This window comes from Paenibacillus sp. EKM10P, from assembly GCF_011800655.1.
In the GTDB taxonomy this organism is placed as follows: Bacteria; Bacillota; Bacilli; order Paenibacillales; family Paenibacillaceae; genus Paenibacillus; species Paenibacillus polymyxa.
The window spans coordinates 148,076-161,449 of sequence record NZ_JAALET010000005.1; the positions used below are offsets into that span (position 1 = coordinate 148,076).

14 protein-coding genes are annotated in these 13,374 nt (G+C 45.7%); 5 read left to right on the forward strand and 9 right to left on the reverse strand.

The window, feature by feature from the left end; genetic code table 11:
• The 3 genes from HFE01_RS15210 to HFE01_RS15220 all read right to left on the reverse strand — a co-directional run bounded on the left by HFE01_RS15210 (position 1) and on the right by HFE01_RS15220 (position 5,243).
• Positions 1-843, reverse strand: a complete 843-nt coding sequence (locus tag HFE01_RS15210) for a hypothetical protein (RefSeq protein ID WP_016821030.1) — start codon at positions 841-843, stop codon at positions 1-3.
• Between the two features lie 16 nt (positions 844-859).
• Positions 860-4,855 (reverse strand): type VII secretion protein EssC, encoded by a 3,996-nt coding sequence (gene essC, locus HFE01_RS15215; protein ID WP_167438446.1) that lies wholly within the window; start codon positions 4,853-4,855, stop codon positions 860-862.
• 67 nt (positions 4,856-4,922) lie between these two features.
• The gene (locus HFE01_RS15220; RefSeq protein ID WP_013370783.1) at positions 4,923-5,243 is read right to left on the reverse strand and encodes a hypothetical protein; all 321 of its coding nucleotides are present in this window, start codon (positions 5,241-5,243) and stop codon (positions 4,923-4,925) included.
• A 389-nt stretch (positions 5,244-5,632) separates the two neighbouring features.
• Between HFE01_RS15220 and HFE01_RS15225 the strand changes: the two genes are divergently transcribed.
• Positions 5,633-5,872, forward strand: coding sequence for a hypothetical protein (locus HFE01_RS15225; RefSeq protein WP_013370782.1), 240 nt, complete (start codon positions 5,633-5,635; stop codon positions 5,870-5,872).
• A 127-nt stretch (positions 5,873-5,999) separates the two neighbouring features.
• Here HFE01_RS15225 and HFE01_RS15230 read toward each other — a convergent pair whose 3' ends face one another.
• Positions 6,000-6,149 carry a hypothetical protein gene (locus tag HFE01_RS15230; RefSeq protein WP_016821028.1) on the reverse strand — a complete coding sequence of 50 codons (150 nt, stop codon included), beginning with the start codon at positions 6,147-6,149 and terminating at the stop codon, positions 6,000-6,002.
• Between the two features lie 215 nt (positions 6,150-6,364).
• Here HFE01_RS15230 and HFE01_RS15235 point away from each other — a divergent pair, with 215 nt between their 5' ends.
• The gene (locus tag HFE01_RS15235) at positions 6,365-7,387 is read left to right on the forward strand and encodes a flagellar motor protein MotB (RefSeq protein ID WP_240753675.1); all 1,023 of its coding nucleotides are present in this window, start codon (positions 6,365-6,367) and stop codon (positions 7,385-7,387) included.
• A gap of 31 nt (positions 7,388-7,418) precedes the next feature.
• Here HFE01_RS15235 and HFE01_RS15240 read toward each other — a convergent pair whose 3' ends face one another.
• The 3 genes from HFE01_RS15240 to HFE01_RS15250 all read right to left on the reverse strand — a co-directional run bounded on the left by HFE01_RS15240 (position 7,419) and on the right by HFE01_RS15250 (position 10,006).
• On the reverse strand, positions 7,419-7,757 hold the full coding sequence (locus tag HFE01_RS15240; protein WP_016821026.1) for a L,D-transpeptidase: 339 nt from the start codon (positions 7,755-7,757) through the stop codon (positions 7,419-7,421).
• A gap of 82 nt (positions 7,758-7,839) precedes the next feature.
• Positions 7,840-8,937, reverse strand: coding sequence for a ribosome small subunit-dependent GTPase A (rsgA, locus tag HFE01_RS15245; protein ID WP_016821025.1), 1,098 nt, complete (start codon positions 8,935-8,937; stop codon positions 7,840-7,842).
• A gap of 472 nt (positions 8,938-9,409) precedes the next feature.
• Entirely contained in the window at positions 9,410-10,006 is a 597-nt protein-coding gene (locus tag HFE01_RS15250; RefSeq protein ID WP_013370777.1) for a DUF2087 domain-containing protein, read from the reverse strand.
• A gap of 260 nt (positions 10,007-10,266) precedes the next feature.
• Here HFE01_RS15250 and HFE01_RS15255 point away from each other — a divergent pair, with 260 nt between their 5' ends.
• The 3 genes from HFE01_RS15255 (at position 10,267) to HFE01_RS15265 (ending at position 12,356) form a co-directional block, all read left to right on the forward strand.
• Positions 10,267-11,238, forward strand: a complete 972-nt coding sequence (locus HFE01_RS15255) for a YpdA family putative bacillithiol disulfide reductase (protein ID WP_025364677.1) — start codon at positions 10,267-10,269, stop codon at positions 11,236-11,238.
• Positions 11,239-11,260: 22 nt separating this feature from the next.
• The gene (locus HFE01_RS15260; protein ID WP_013370775.1) at positions 11,261-11,704 is read left to right on the forward strand and encodes a DUF441 domain-containing protein; all 444 of its coding nucleotides are present in this window, start codon (positions 11,261-11,263) and stop codon (positions 11,702-11,704) included.
• A 139-nt stretch (positions 11,705-11,843) separates the two neighbouring features.
• Complete coding sequence (locus HFE01_RS15265; protein ID WP_107734210.1) at positions 11,844-12,356, forward strand: ADP-heptose synthase; 513 nt, start codon at positions 11,844-11,846, stop codon at positions 12,354-12,356.
• Positions 12,357-12,489: 133 nt separating this feature from the next.
• Here HFE01_RS15265 and HFE01_RS15270 read toward each other — a convergent pair whose 3' ends face one another.
• Together HFE01_RS15270 and HFE01_RS15275 are read right to left on the reverse strand one after the other, a co-directional pair.
• Complete coding sequence (locus HFE01_RS15270) at positions 12,490-12,792, reverse strand: HesB/YadR/YfhF family protein (RefSeq protein ID WP_016821022.1); 303 nt, start codon at positions 12,790-12,792, stop codon at positions 12,490-12,492.
• Positions 12,793-13,126: 334 nt separating this feature from the next.
• Complete coding sequence (locus HFE01_RS15275; protein WP_231124967.1) at positions 13,127-13,327, reverse strand: hypothetical protein; 201 nt, start codon at positions 13,325-13,327, stop codon at positions 13,127-13,129.
• Positions 13,328-13,374 lie beyond the last annotated feature (47 nt).

Genomic DNA, 13,374 nt, shown 5'->3' on the forward strand with positions numbered 1-13,374 from the left:
TCACCCTTCTTCTGTCACTTCTTCAGTCACTGCCGACTGTTTCAACCAATTCAATAATAAGTCCACAAACTGATCTCTCGAAGCCATAGCTGCAATCAACCAGTCTCCGTTACCCGCAGAGCTCATCCGAAATATCCAGTTCATTGCAGGACAAAGGACAAAAGCTGCCCGTTGTGACTCCCACTCTCTGCCGTTCCAGACCAGCAATTGCAATTCTCCCTCGGCTACACGGGAACTCAAAGACTGAGCCAGTCTCATTGCTCCCTCTTCATCTCCGCTAGCCTCAGTTAGCTTACTGCTGATTTGAGACAAACTTTCTCCTGCAGATTGCTCGTAAATTTTATTAAAGGCCTGCTTGGAAAACATAAGCGCGGGAGATTCAGGTACAAGCCGATCAACCCAGCCCATTTTATCAATCAATGTTTCGCAAGCCTTTTCCACATTACCCAGATCGTACAGACGATATTCATCGGGTTCGTCAACAGATTTCACAAGCTCCACCACACGCTCATTCGTGCAATGAAGATAGCCTTCAAACTGCTTACCTCCCCTTACATAGCGTATACGGCAAGCCCTGTTGGATAATCCCGCGATAGCAACTCTTGAAAAAACGGTAGGAGGCATAGCCAGCTCTTTACCCTTATCGGCCTGCTTCAGATAACCTTTTTCCAGAAGAGCAGCTTTGACCTGCTCCCACTCTTCCGCCAACTCCTCTGCTAGATAGCCCTTAAACGGATCTTCCACCCCAAGCAGTCTGTCAGAACCCAATACGCCTGCCAGAAAAAACAGTTCCTTTGCCTTGAGGGTTATTAACTTCTGCTTGGAAGCTTGAAACGTTAACATTATGAGCCACCTCCCTTCAAACTACAACATGCCATCGGTCACGAATTTCCGTTATCCAATCCTCACAACTCATTTGCTCTGAGAAGGGAATCGCCGCTTTTATCCTGGTAAATTTGCGTCGTACGTAGTATCCCTGCCCAGGAGGCAGGACTTTTAGGCCACCAGCAGCGGCATTCGCTTCTGAATAAGGGATACGAAAGAACGATAAATCATTCGAATCCAGTGTTCCAAAAAGCATACCGCTTTGGCTTGCCTTGACATCATTAAACCAGTCCACACCAAAGGTAGGGAAATCAGATGGCACACCCGATAGCACGACATGTACATTGCGATCACGTCCCAACCGTACAATGGCGGAAAGCTGATCCTTTATCATAAAATCGTTCAGTTGCTTGCTTAACATATCCGCATCATCAATGACTAGGAGCAGTTCGGGATCATTTCCATCCTTGCTCCGTTGTTGAACGATATCATGCACCTGTTGTACCAGAGGTCCCATTTCTTCCTCGCTTTCGGCAGCAGCCTTGACATGAGGAAGATGCCGTAATCGGGATAGTCCCCCACCTCCATAGCGTGTATCGATCGTATAGACTTGCATTTGATCCGGCGAGGTGTAATAAGCGAGCGATATAATCCAACTCATCAGGAAGGAGGTTTTTCCACCCTCCATTGGACTACCTACGATAAAATTAGGCCCTTCTTTTAAATTTAGGAGAAAAGGCTCAAGATCGTCACTCTGTAGGCCTACAGGTACTTCGTAAGGAAGCGCACCTGATGGTCCACTCGTTCGATCCCACTGCTGAAGCAGTTCCAGCAACGGAATCCGCTCAGGCAATGGGAGAATGGCCGGTGCGTGCTTACCCTTCCATCCCTGCGCAATACCAGCGATATTGCGACGTAGTTGTGCTGATCGTTCCGCTTCATCTTCTCCTGGTGAAGGCAGTGCCGTCTGGAACTCCAGCGGAGGAACATGCCCTTTAACCAGAGCCCGGCCCGGAATTAAAGGTCCTGGTGTTTTGGCCGGTCGTCCTACCGCATAATAGTAGTCACTAGGATCAGCCAATTCGAAAGAAACAGCATTAGGTATGTTACTACGGAACTTCTCAAACACATCGGTAATCCGGTTCGCTGTAATGATGAAGGTGATGCCTAGACTGCCTCCTTCACGCAAGAGTGATTCCAGCAGTTCATTTTCATCCGGATACGCATTACGAAAATTAAGATATCCATCAATAACTACGACAATTTGCGGCACATCTTCAACAGCAGAACGTCGAAAAGAACTTATTGTTTTGACGCCAGCCTCAGAAAGCATTTCCTTGCGTAGGGCCACCATCTTGAACAAATAGCGGAACAACCGTTTAATCCGGTCATCCTCCTCTGCCATCATAACAGCACCGATTTGTGGAAGCTCTCCAAAGTCGCGCATGGTTCGACCCATGTCAATGATATAACCGTTCCAATGATTCACAGCGTAACGCTGTGCCGTGGACATAAGCAACGTATGCAAAAAGGTCGTTTTTCCCATGCCCGGCATGCCATACACAGCCCAATGACCATGATCCAGCGACGCATACATCGGCTCCTGCCGTTGATTCGGCAAATCATCGACCAGCCCAATAAGAGACTTCAGCTCCAACGATGATGATGTACTATCTATTTCGGTACATTGCGGTAGATTAGTTAAATCCAACATTTCTGGCAGCGGCGGAAGCCACGGTCCCTGAAGACGTTCGATTCCTGCCTTAGCTGCTTCTTTTGCAATATAATCAATAAATACTTGAAGCTGTTTAGGAGCTTCTTCTCCTTTTAAGCCTGAGCTTGCCCGTTCTCCGCCCGTCAATAGCGCTTCACGTTTGCCGTTCAGTCTCACTTCATGAACAGGTAAGGCAGAAGAAATGTCTCTGTTGCCTATATACGGCGCACCGCTCCAAGCAAATTGCATTTCTTCAAACACTTCGTCGCTACCCACTTGAAAATATCCTCGTCCCGGCTTCGTTATCCACGCGGCATTCGGTATTTTCAACATATCACGGCTATCACCTTCGCTTTGCACCCGCAAGCAGATGCGGAACCTGGAGTTACTCCAAATCTTATCATCGACAACACCTGCCGGCTTTTGAGTCGCCAAAATCAGATGGACACCTAATGTCCGCCCAATCGCGGCAATGCTGATTAGCTCGTCCATAAACTCTGGCTGATCCCGCTTTAACTGTGCAAATTCATCAATAATAATAACCAGATGAGGCAGCGGTTGTTCCTGCCGCTGCCGGAGTAGTCTGTAATATTCATCAATATGCTGTAAATTGCCTGCATCGTTCAATATCTTTTGTCGACGAACCAGTTCTGCTTTAAGAGATATTTTAGCACGTTCAATCAAATTATTGTCCAGGTTCGTGATTGTACCCACAACATGCGGCAAGTTAACGAACGTGTTGGACATGCCTCCACCCTTGTAATCGATCAGCATAAAAGCAAGATCATGTGGGTGAAACTCAGCAGCGAGCGAGGCTACGATAGACTGGATAACCTCACTTTTCCCTGAACCTGTCGTACCAGCGATCAAGCCATGGGGCCCATGCCCTTGACGCTCTATTTTATCATGCAAGTTAATCATAATCTTTTTGCCGCCTGCCCGCACGCCCATCGGCACAGGTAATGTATCAGGATGGCGGTTACGTCGCCACCGGTCTGCCACATCCAGTTCTTCCACACTTGCTACACTCATCATATCAAAAAGAGGCAGAACAGCGGGAATATCAGAAGCCGAAGAACGCTTCAAGCGAATAGGCGCCATGTACCGCGCCAGTGCATCGGCTTCCTCTTTGGACAAACGATCCGGTTTAAAACTTTGCTGTTCAACCTCCGCCGATTCTGATTTAAGGGCGTATACACCCTGTTCCTTGGAAGCTTCCACGATCAGCTGACACTGCATTGGCAAAGCTTCTTTACGAGAAGCCAGCACAATTGTACACGCCTCTATGGCTCGACCGTCCTCCAGCAACAACGGCAACAAAGGTTCTTCCTCAATCAGTTGGGTGTCAGATAAAACAATCACATAACACGGGGCTTCCATCCCTTTGCCCTGACGTTCATTGCGATTATTTTTTCGACGGTTCAATCTAGCAAACAGAAAGTCAGCTAATTGATGGGCGCTACTACTGCGGTCTGACATCATTCTCTGGATTCGGTCATCATCCCATACATGTGGGAGCCAGCGCATCCAAGTCCATTCACTTTCCTCTCGCTCATCATAGAAGGAGGCGATTTTCACTTCATCTGGCGAATGACGAACCGTTACTTGTGCCAAGATGACTCTTAACGCAGCCAGGGTATGCTCCCGCTCGCCGACCAATCCGATCACTTTGGATTGAAACAGTGGCAATGTAATGGAAGCAGCGCCCACCAAACGAAATTCTTCTTCCAGTTCATCTGCAGCTCCCAACAAAGGATCTCGGTCATAACCGTCAGGTCGTGGGATTTGCAGTTTAATATGAAAGGGAACTTGTCCAGTCCCGATACGTACCTGCAAGAAATCTTCATCCTCCGGTGATCGTTCCCAAAGAGAACTGTTGCGGTTTTTTACGATTTGAGTGCATATTTGCGGATCACCGTGAATTTCATATAGCGTGCGAACTTGTTCTTCGCGTTTCATTTTGAGTTCTTCACGATGCTTTTGGAGCTGCTCCCGGTACATGCGGTCCCGTTCCTCCAACTTGCGCTTATATTCCTTCTTATTATTTAAATAGACGAAAAAAGGAATCGTATAAGATGTAAGCATCATGACCACCGTGACCATCTGGAACATCAAATAGTTACTGTTGCCCATCTTGCCTGTTCTGCTCATATATACATAAAAGCCTATAGTCACCAACGTCATCATTAACGGAATAAGTATAGATATAATAGAAAAAGACGGCTTGCTCGGCTCAGCCGGAGGCCGTAAAATCTCTAGCTTCTCCTCTCGGAGGGCCGGTCTTAATCTCGGGGATCGCTGGTATAATACATTCAAGACAAAAGTCCCCCTTTTCGCTTACTATTTCATTTTACCAAGGTTTCATATTATTTCATGTGTGTATTTACCCATTTTTTTCAGTTTGAAACAAAGAACGCCTTCCATATACAGGCGCCTCGTCCTGAGTTGTCGAAAAAGCTCGCTGAATACGCACAGTACAGCCTTCCCGCAAACCTGCTCCTGTGAGTAGCTGGTTATCCTCCACTCTGAACCAAAGCCCTTCCGGGAACTTTGCTTCCATAATATATTGCATGCCTTCAGCCGGAGGCTCACCAAAAATACGCACACCCAGCATCAATTTTAAATGTTCTACCGAGTATTCATCTGCCACCTCAATATCAAACCACTCTGTTTCCTGTCGTCCTGAAAGCACGGTCAGGATCATCTGTCATCCCTCCCGATCCTTAATTTATACAGCAATACTCACGCAAAAAGCCTATTTCTACGGAAATATGGCTATCGTAACTGTAGCATCCGCCTATTAGACTGTCAATTTGTTACAAAATGCCCACGTTCAAAATAAAACGGTGACTATAGTCATACTTATAATTAATAGTAGAGTCATATGAATCAAAAATATGGATTTACAAATTTCATTTGCGTGCTTACGTCATTTTGTCGATTAGGTAGAACTAAATTCGATTGTTACCCAAATTGTTGTGAACACTTTGTAAATTTTTCAGACCTTTATGTTTTTATAAGGTGTTTTTAAGGTAATTTTAAGAAACGGGCACTACAATAAAGCCATGAAATAACTCAGGTGAGGTGATTTTTGTGAGAACATTAATTACATTTCAAAACAAACGTATTCCCGTATACTTCAATCAAGAAAATAAGCAACCGGTACAAAAAACCTTAAAACTTCTAAGTAATACTTTGGAGAACAAAATCTCCAGTGGCAAGCGTGCCCTTCAAAAATGTCTTAACTCTTTGATCAGTATAGAGATTGTCGGTTGTGAAGCCATCCTGCATAGCGTTAGTGAAAATGATTCATTGGCATTGTCCCTCTATTAAGAGGGACTTTTTTTGTTTGCATTAGACACAAAAAAGAGAGGGGCATTTCAGCACCCTCTCCATATCAGCGGTTACGAAACATGCTACATGTGACTTACCGCAGCCTATGCATTTGATCAGACTCTATTTATAGTATTCTGCGATAACCTTTTTTACCGCCTCGTTCCTTTTTCTGCGCCTTCTCAATTCGTATTCTAAACAGTTCTAGTAAATTAGCGCGTGTATGTTCTTCCCGGCAGTTGTCCAGCTTTTTTAAGATAAAACGGTCAATGGACATATGACTCAGGCTCCTTTACAGCAAGCTGCCCCTCCTTTTCAAGGGGATGATCCGGCTATCCATTTTTAACCATTCCACCTGTTGTTTAAACACGTACGATTTGACTAGGATAAAGCAGGCGGGATTACGCACCCTTTAAATAGGGTAAATACATAAAGTTTCGAAAGTTTTATCAGTTTAGCCTGGAAGCTACGGACAAGGAGCGAGCAAAAACTATGAGTAAGCACATAATGACCAAAATAAGCTGGAACCTTTTATGTATGTTCTTCATCCTAACTATGCTGGCTGCATGCAGCAGGGAGAAAGCCTCAACTCGAAGTATGGCCCAACACGAAGCTGAAGCACGTGCCTATACCGTGACAGGTAATCCGAACCAAGCTGCATCATCCCTTGATGAACGAGCTGCCAACGATGCACCTGTCCACCAGCAAGGCAGCAGCTATGTCGAAATATCAGGTGACGTAAGTATAGATAAAAATACAGTGAAGGTTACAGGGCATTCCAATCTGCCGGCTGGAGCACGGATCAAAGGGAATCTTGCAGTCAAAAACTCTCTGTTAACCGGATATACGGACGAGACAACTATTCAAAAGGACGGAAGTTTTGTACTTCAAGTACACCGACCTGGTATACAGGGAAGTATGGATCTGACTGTTCTGTTCCGTCCAGATGACCAAGACAAAGAAATACGAAATCTGTATGGTAGTGGTGGCAACAAATTAGAAGGCCCTTATGTATATCAATACGAAGAAAACGAACAACTTTTGCAAGAAATTCGGATAGGTGCTGAGTTTGATCCTGAACAAGACCGCCATGTCCCTCTAATTAAGCCTGTCTGGAACAAACCAAAGGACTACGGTAATCCTCAAGTGTGGATTAAGCCCGATGTGAGGCAAAAAGGAAATTATTATCACGTATATGCGCGTAGCAATTTGCTCGAGGGTTCGGACGTCAAGCTCACAATTGATTTTCCGGGACGATGGCAGTTTGGCTACGATGATCAAACCAAGGTCATGCCTGATGGTTCCTTCAGCATGAGGGTCAAAAAGCCGAGCCTTGCTAACCGCTACACCCTGGTCATAAGTTTCGAGCCGAACGAAGATATGTGGATCAACGCCAAACAGGCTTACGGTACAAAAGGAGAACGTCTTGCGGGATCATTAGTTAAATCCGCAGACGACAAAAAGGGCTCCAAACGGATTGAAGCCCGTGTCCAAATTCAACCCAAATCGTACTAGGCAGCCAAAGGAATCCTATATCATCTAGCTGTTAGGGCTGTATCGTGACCGGCGTCCCTATACTTACCTTCTCTTGAAGCTCCAGTACATCCTTATTATGCATTCGAATGCAGCCATGTGACACCAACTTGCCAATGGACCATGGCTCATTGGTGCCGTGAATGCCATAATGCGGCTTGGACAGCCCCATCCAGAACGCTCCGAAAGGACCGCCCGGATTGGGCTGTTTGTTAATAATCGTAAAATGCCCATGCGGTGTTTGTGTAGCCACCTTCCCAATACCGACTGGATAACTAAGAACGATCTGACTTCCATCTTTTAAATATAGACGACGATCCGATAAATCCACCACAATGCTGTAGTTCGGCATATGTTCACCCCTCTACACCATATGCCGACTACCACATAGATTTTCTTAAATTTCTACAAATGATGTTTCATGACAGCTCGCCTTACCACTCCACATCACGTCGCCAACCACCTCGCTGATCCCTGCGGCCCGGAGTTGTACTTGAACGGCTATCTTTTCTACGTCGGTCTGCTTCCTTGCGTGCCTGATATTCCAGTTCCCGCTGCATCTTGCGATAATTGTTCACTCTGGATTCCGATAATTTCCCTTTTTGGATAGCTTCCTCCACCGCACATCCAGCTTCTCCCTTATGCTTGCAATCGGCAAAACGGCATTGCTGAGCTGTTTCCATAATATCAGCAAAGGTATGAGCTACACCCGTGGAATCATCCCATAGATTAAGCTCGCGCATACCGGGTGTATCGAGCAGAACGGCTTGCTTTGCAATGGGAAAAAGCTGTCGGTGTGTGGTTGTATGCCTGCCTCGGCTGTCTTCCTCCCTCACATCCTGTGTCAGTTGAACTTCAGCCCCGGATAGCCAGTTCACTATTGTGGATTTGCCACTACCGGAAGAGCCAGTCAAAGCAACCGTACACCCAGGCTCAAGGAACGCCTCCAGCTGCTCTCTGCCTTCGTTCTGCAAAGCAGAAATTACGATAACGGGTACTCCAGGAGCAACTCCTTCCGCTTCTGCAACCCGCTGTTCGACATCTTCACAAAGGTCACTCTTACTCAACACGACAACCGGGTTTACTCCGCTATTCCAGGCCATGATTAAGTACCGTTCTAATCTGCGCATATTAAAATCATGATTCAGCGCATTAACAAGGAAAAGCGTATCTACATTGGTCGCGATCAGTTGCTCCTTCGTCTCAAAGCCTGCGGCCTGTCTAGATATTTGGCTTTTGCGTGGCAAGACAGCATGGATTACTGCATCCGATACTTCGTCCGACGTGGTGATGGCCACCCAATCCCCTACAGCCGGCATTTCCGCCGGGTCAACAATAGCATGTCTTAGCTTACCTGAAGCGGCTCCCCAGCGTTCCCCATCCATCGTAATAAGCTTCACCTTTTGTCCATAATCGGCAATCAAGCGGGCAGGGCGTATCTGCGTGTTTCCTGCTCGTTCCTCATAGTTTTGCTTCCATTGGTCCCACAAACCGTTCCAGTAATCAGACCAACCGTATTCATGTATACTCATTATTTTCCTCCTGAGATCATGTTTAATTTTTTTTGGTGTTACTCAATAGGTGTACATTTTTCTCTCCGCAAGCAAACAACGCAAAAAATCCGCAGGGAAACCCCTGCGGAAGGTATACAGCTCAAGCGATGTGATCCGTTCGTTCACTTATGCAAGCAGTCTTACACGGACTACTTTCGAAACCAACAACCGGATAACAAAACACTTGACCATAAAAAAATCCGCAGGGAATCACTCCCTGCGGATTTCGTTGGTTCTACTGTCCAACCAACTGCTGAGCTAAGACTATAGATCTAACAGTCTTTAGCCGTGCATCGTCCGTGCGGGAGACAAGTCATTCTGCTGCTGAACCCATTCACTCATGTTCGTACGCATATAACATCGCCTCCTCCTAAAATTTCCTTTATCATACAAGTCCATCAATTGTCTGTCAAGGCTGATTCTAAACATTTTAAACTATTTCAAGTTTTGTTTAACGTACCTGATCCCATCGTGTCCACATTTCACGCGGGTTCAATTCGTACATTTCTCGCTCCCTGTACATAAACTGATGCATGATCAGCTCACGCCGAATCGTCGCAAAATCCTCATGGTATTGCTTGATCCACTCGTTTAGTTCACGTTCAGGATAGATGCGCCCTGGCTCCAGCTTTTCGGCGAGCATCTGAAGTACGATCAATTTTTTCTTATACTGGGCAGGAATTTGACGCAACTTGCCGTCCTTGGCAAAAAAATTGCGTAAAACCGTTGCTTCCAGCGTTTCATTCAATTCGGACATATCTTCCTCTTCCTCTCCTTTTTCAAAAATAAAACGCACTGTCGCCTCGGCATGCTGCCGAATCAGCTCTGGGTTCAGTGTAAAATACACTGTGTTTTTATCACGGCGTTCCTTAATCAACCCGACCTCTCGGAGTTTGGAAGCATGATGCGTAACCGTAGGCTGTGACAGATTTAGCTTTTTCGCCAAAGCTTGACCATGCATCTCACCACGGGATAAAAGGAGTAATATTCGCATACGCGTTGGGTCCGCAAGTGCTTTATGATAATTGACCATTTTATCTAGTTGCACCGTAACTGCACCTCTTTTCACTACTACAGATTTGCTATGCAAGCAAATTCGCTTAACCTAAATAGATAATTATCTAATTATATGTTTGTCAAATGTTTCTGTCAATTCTCTCTTCCATCATCTCTTTCTGAAAACGGCTGGATATTGTGCACACATTACGGTAGGATTATTATTTGAAAACTTCTCACACACTGAGCTATTTGCATCAATTCTGAGATCTGTTTGACGAAATAAACTAATACAACTGGAGGTTCATCCAAATGCACGACGTAATCATTATCGGTGGCGGACCTTGCGGACTATCCGCTGCAATCGAATGCAGCCGCAGAGGTTTGCGTACGATCATTATTGAAAAAAGCAACATCGTTCACTCCATTTTTCTGTATCCAACAAATATGCAGTTTTTTAGCACCGCTGAACTATTGGAAATCGGTGATGTTCCGTTCAGCACTCCCAATGACAAGCCTTTTCGTCATGAAGCACTTGCGTACTATCGCAAAGTAGCCTCACATTATAACCTGGACATTCAGCATTATGAGGAGGCTCAATCCATTCAGCGGCAGGAAGACGGTACATTTACCGTACATACTCTAAGCAAACGGGAAATAACCAAGAGCTATTCTTCACGCTATGTCGTCGTGGCTACGGGATATTTTGATCATCCGAACTATCTGGGCATTCCCGGGGAACAATTGGATAAAGTCACTCACTATTTCAGCGAAGCCCACCCCTATACAGGAACCCGGGTCGCAGTCATCGGCGGTAGTAACTCTGCGGTAGATGCTGCAATGGAATTGGTGCGGGTCGGGGCTACGATTGATATGGTTTATCGTCGTAATGAGTTGTCTCCATATATCAAACCGTGGGTTCGTCCATTGTTCGACAGTATGGTACAAAAAGGGAAGATCACGCTGCACTTAGGCGCACGCATTACTGAAATTCATCCAGACCATGTCATCGTCACTCCGATGAGCACAGAAGCATTCCAGCTCGAAAATGATTTTGTACTGGCACTGACTGGATTTCACCCAGAACGAAAACTACTGGAGTCTGTCGGCGTCCACATGGCTGAAGATCTGGACAAACCCGAATTTAATCCTGCCACGATGGAAACTAACATCCCAGGTATATATGTCGCCGGAGTTATCGCTTCAGGCAGCAATGCCAATGAAGTGTTTATCGAAACAGGTCGCTGGCACGGGCGTCAAATCGCCGAACATATCCAAAGTTAAACGATCGAAGGAGAACAACTGAATGGATTACAGCTCACTTATCCTACTGGTACTGGCTGGCCTTGGAATTATCAGTGGCAACTCAACCGTGACGATTGCTATGGTAGTACTACTACTGCTGCGGGTAACCAGCTTTCATACTGCTTTCCCCTGGCTTGAAAAGTATGGCTTGACGATCGGAATTATTATTTTGACGATTGGGGTCATGACCCCGCTAGCCAGCGGTAAAATCAGCATCAATCAGGTGACAGAGTCCTTCCTGCACTGGAAGTCCCTGCTCGCGATTGGTATCGGAATTCTGGTAGCCTACCTTGGCGGCCGCGGAGTAACTTTGATGTCCGGACAGCCTATTATTGTGACAGGTCTACTGATCGGGACCGTCATTGGCGTTGCCTTCTTTAAAGGGGTTCCTGTTGGACCTCTGATTGCTGCCGGGCTGCTCTCCTTATTAATCGGTCGCTCCTAAATTTCTAGACACAGGATTGAAAAGAGCCGTTCAACAAATATACAAATGAATGATGGCAATCTGCATATCTGGCTGAATTCAGTCCCGCTTTGTGTTATACTCAAATCGCATAATTTGGTAAATGCAGGAGGCTTGACCGATGTCTCGACAATTTGTAACGGAAGCTGTAATGGTGGCTATATACGGCCAGCTGCTTACATCTCCCGCCCCTGTGGAATATATAGTGCCTTACACATCACTGCTAGAGCTGTACGAATTCCAGGACAGTACAGAGCCTCTCATGGATAACCCTATGGACGATCAACATGTGAAGCGAAAGGTAAGTGAGCTGATCAGTTATTTTGAAGAACCGTTGAATCAGAAAAAAATTCGGCGTGCCCTTCAGATGCCTTGGGCGAAAAGCTTGCCAATCCTATTCGATGCCAATACATCACTCATTGTCATTAATGCTGTTGATACGGCGTATTACGGAGAATATTTTGATCCGATTGAAACCGAACTGGTGTTGACAGCTCAGCGTGAAGCATTACCCATCCTGACTGATCAACTGGACTGGATTCACCGCATTATCGAAGCTTCCGTACCTGTACATGTGTACGATATTGATGATTTTGATTTTGCAGTCGATGGTCCGATGTTTAACAACCCTTAACAATACGGCATCCTGCCCTAACCACAATAAAGCGGCGGAGTATCATGTGCAGGTTCATCCCCTGCCACACGATACTCCGCCGCTTTTCATGTCCATAAACCATTACTGGCATGCTATTTTTAACGTGGAGGCATTAAGCTTGTTCATCCTTTTCATAGGTGTAAATAATGTCGTCATGTTCCTCCAAATACTTAACTTCCAGATGATGGCCCTTCAGATACCAGTAATCCTGGTCCTCCATATAAAACGTAATGCCAGCGGCTTCATGCTGTAATGCAGGGTGCTGCGGAGGCTCTACGGCAATTCCCAGAGAAAAGCCTGGATGCAACCCACCGCCGGAACTATAGCGAACAAAAAAACGGATGGAATCTCCACGATTCAAACCGAGCTCCTTAATGTACCACTGTGCCGCAGGTTCAGTTACCTGTATGCTCATGCGTTATGCTCATCTCCTTGTACAATGACGTCCTGTTAACTATATCATAGCATCTTTTGGAATAACGACCAACCGTCTCTCCCCATGCGGCTTCCTGGACAAGTCATATACATTTTTTTGAAAAAGGTTTGACAATTCGTAAAAAAGGGTGTTAAGATTCAACCATACGAGATCCATTTTGAAATTTATTACCAATTTGAACGATAACTCATGTAAGAATAACCCCATTTTGAGGAAGAAAGGAGTGTTTCCGGTGCTAAAATTTATGATTGTATTTCACCCACATCTACAAACAAAACAACTTCATACCGGAGCATCTCCCCTGTCGCATCCTTTAGAATTGGGCCATTTCTGTTGTATGGTTTAATACGAGTGGCTGCCTGCGTTTGAGCAGTTTTTCAGTGGTGAGTGTGCTGAAAATACCTGCGCGCCATATGATATTGAGATTTAAGGCATATCGTCTGCGGACGGTATGCCTTTTTTGCGCCTGTTGCCGAATCGTACTTGTGGCAACAAGCCGCTGTTGTTTCTTCAAAATGGTACACAACTCTCGAATGAACTTGACATGAAAGGATGGGATTC

Coding starts and splice junctions, on each gene's coding strand:
- HFE01_RS15265 (WP_107734210.1), top strand. CDS start 11,844: ATGTCTCGACAATTTGTAACGGAAGCTGTAATGGTGGCTATATACGGC.
- rsgA (WP_016821025.1), bottom strand. CDS start 8,937: ATGAGTATACATGAATACGGTTGGTCTGATTACTGGAACGGTTTGTGG.
- HFE01_RS15220 (WP_013370783.1), bottom strand. CDS start 5,243: ATGATCCTGACCGTGCTTTCAGGACGACAGGAAACAGAGTGGTTTGAT.
- HFE01_RS15230 (WP_016821028.1), bottom strand. CDS start 6,149: ATGTCCATTGACCGTTTTATCTTAAAAAAGCTGGACAACTGCCGGGAA.
- HFE01_RS15235 (WP_240753675.1), top strand. CDS start 6,365: ATGAGTAAGCACATAATGACCAAAATAAGCTGGAACCTTTTATGTATG.
- HFE01_RS15270 (WP_016821022.1), bottom strand. CDS start 12,792: ATGAGCATACAGGTAACTGAACCTGCGGCACAGTGGTACATTAAGGAG.
- HFE01_RS15210 (WP_016821030.1), bottom strand. CDS start 843: ATGTTAACGTTTCAAGCTTCCAAGCAGAAGTTAATAACCCTCAAGGCA.
- HFE01_RS15255 (WP_025364677.1), top strand. CDS start 10,267: ATGCACGACGTAATCATTATCGGTGGCGGACCTTGCGGACTATCCGCT.
- HFE01_RS15240 (WP_016821026.1), bottom strand. CDS start 7,757: ATGCCGAACTACAGCATTGTGGTGGATTTATCGGATCGTCGTCTATAT.
- HFE01_RS15260 (WP_013370775.1), top strand. CDS start 11,261: ATGGATTACAGCTCACTTATCCTACTGGTACTGGCTGGCCTTGGAATT.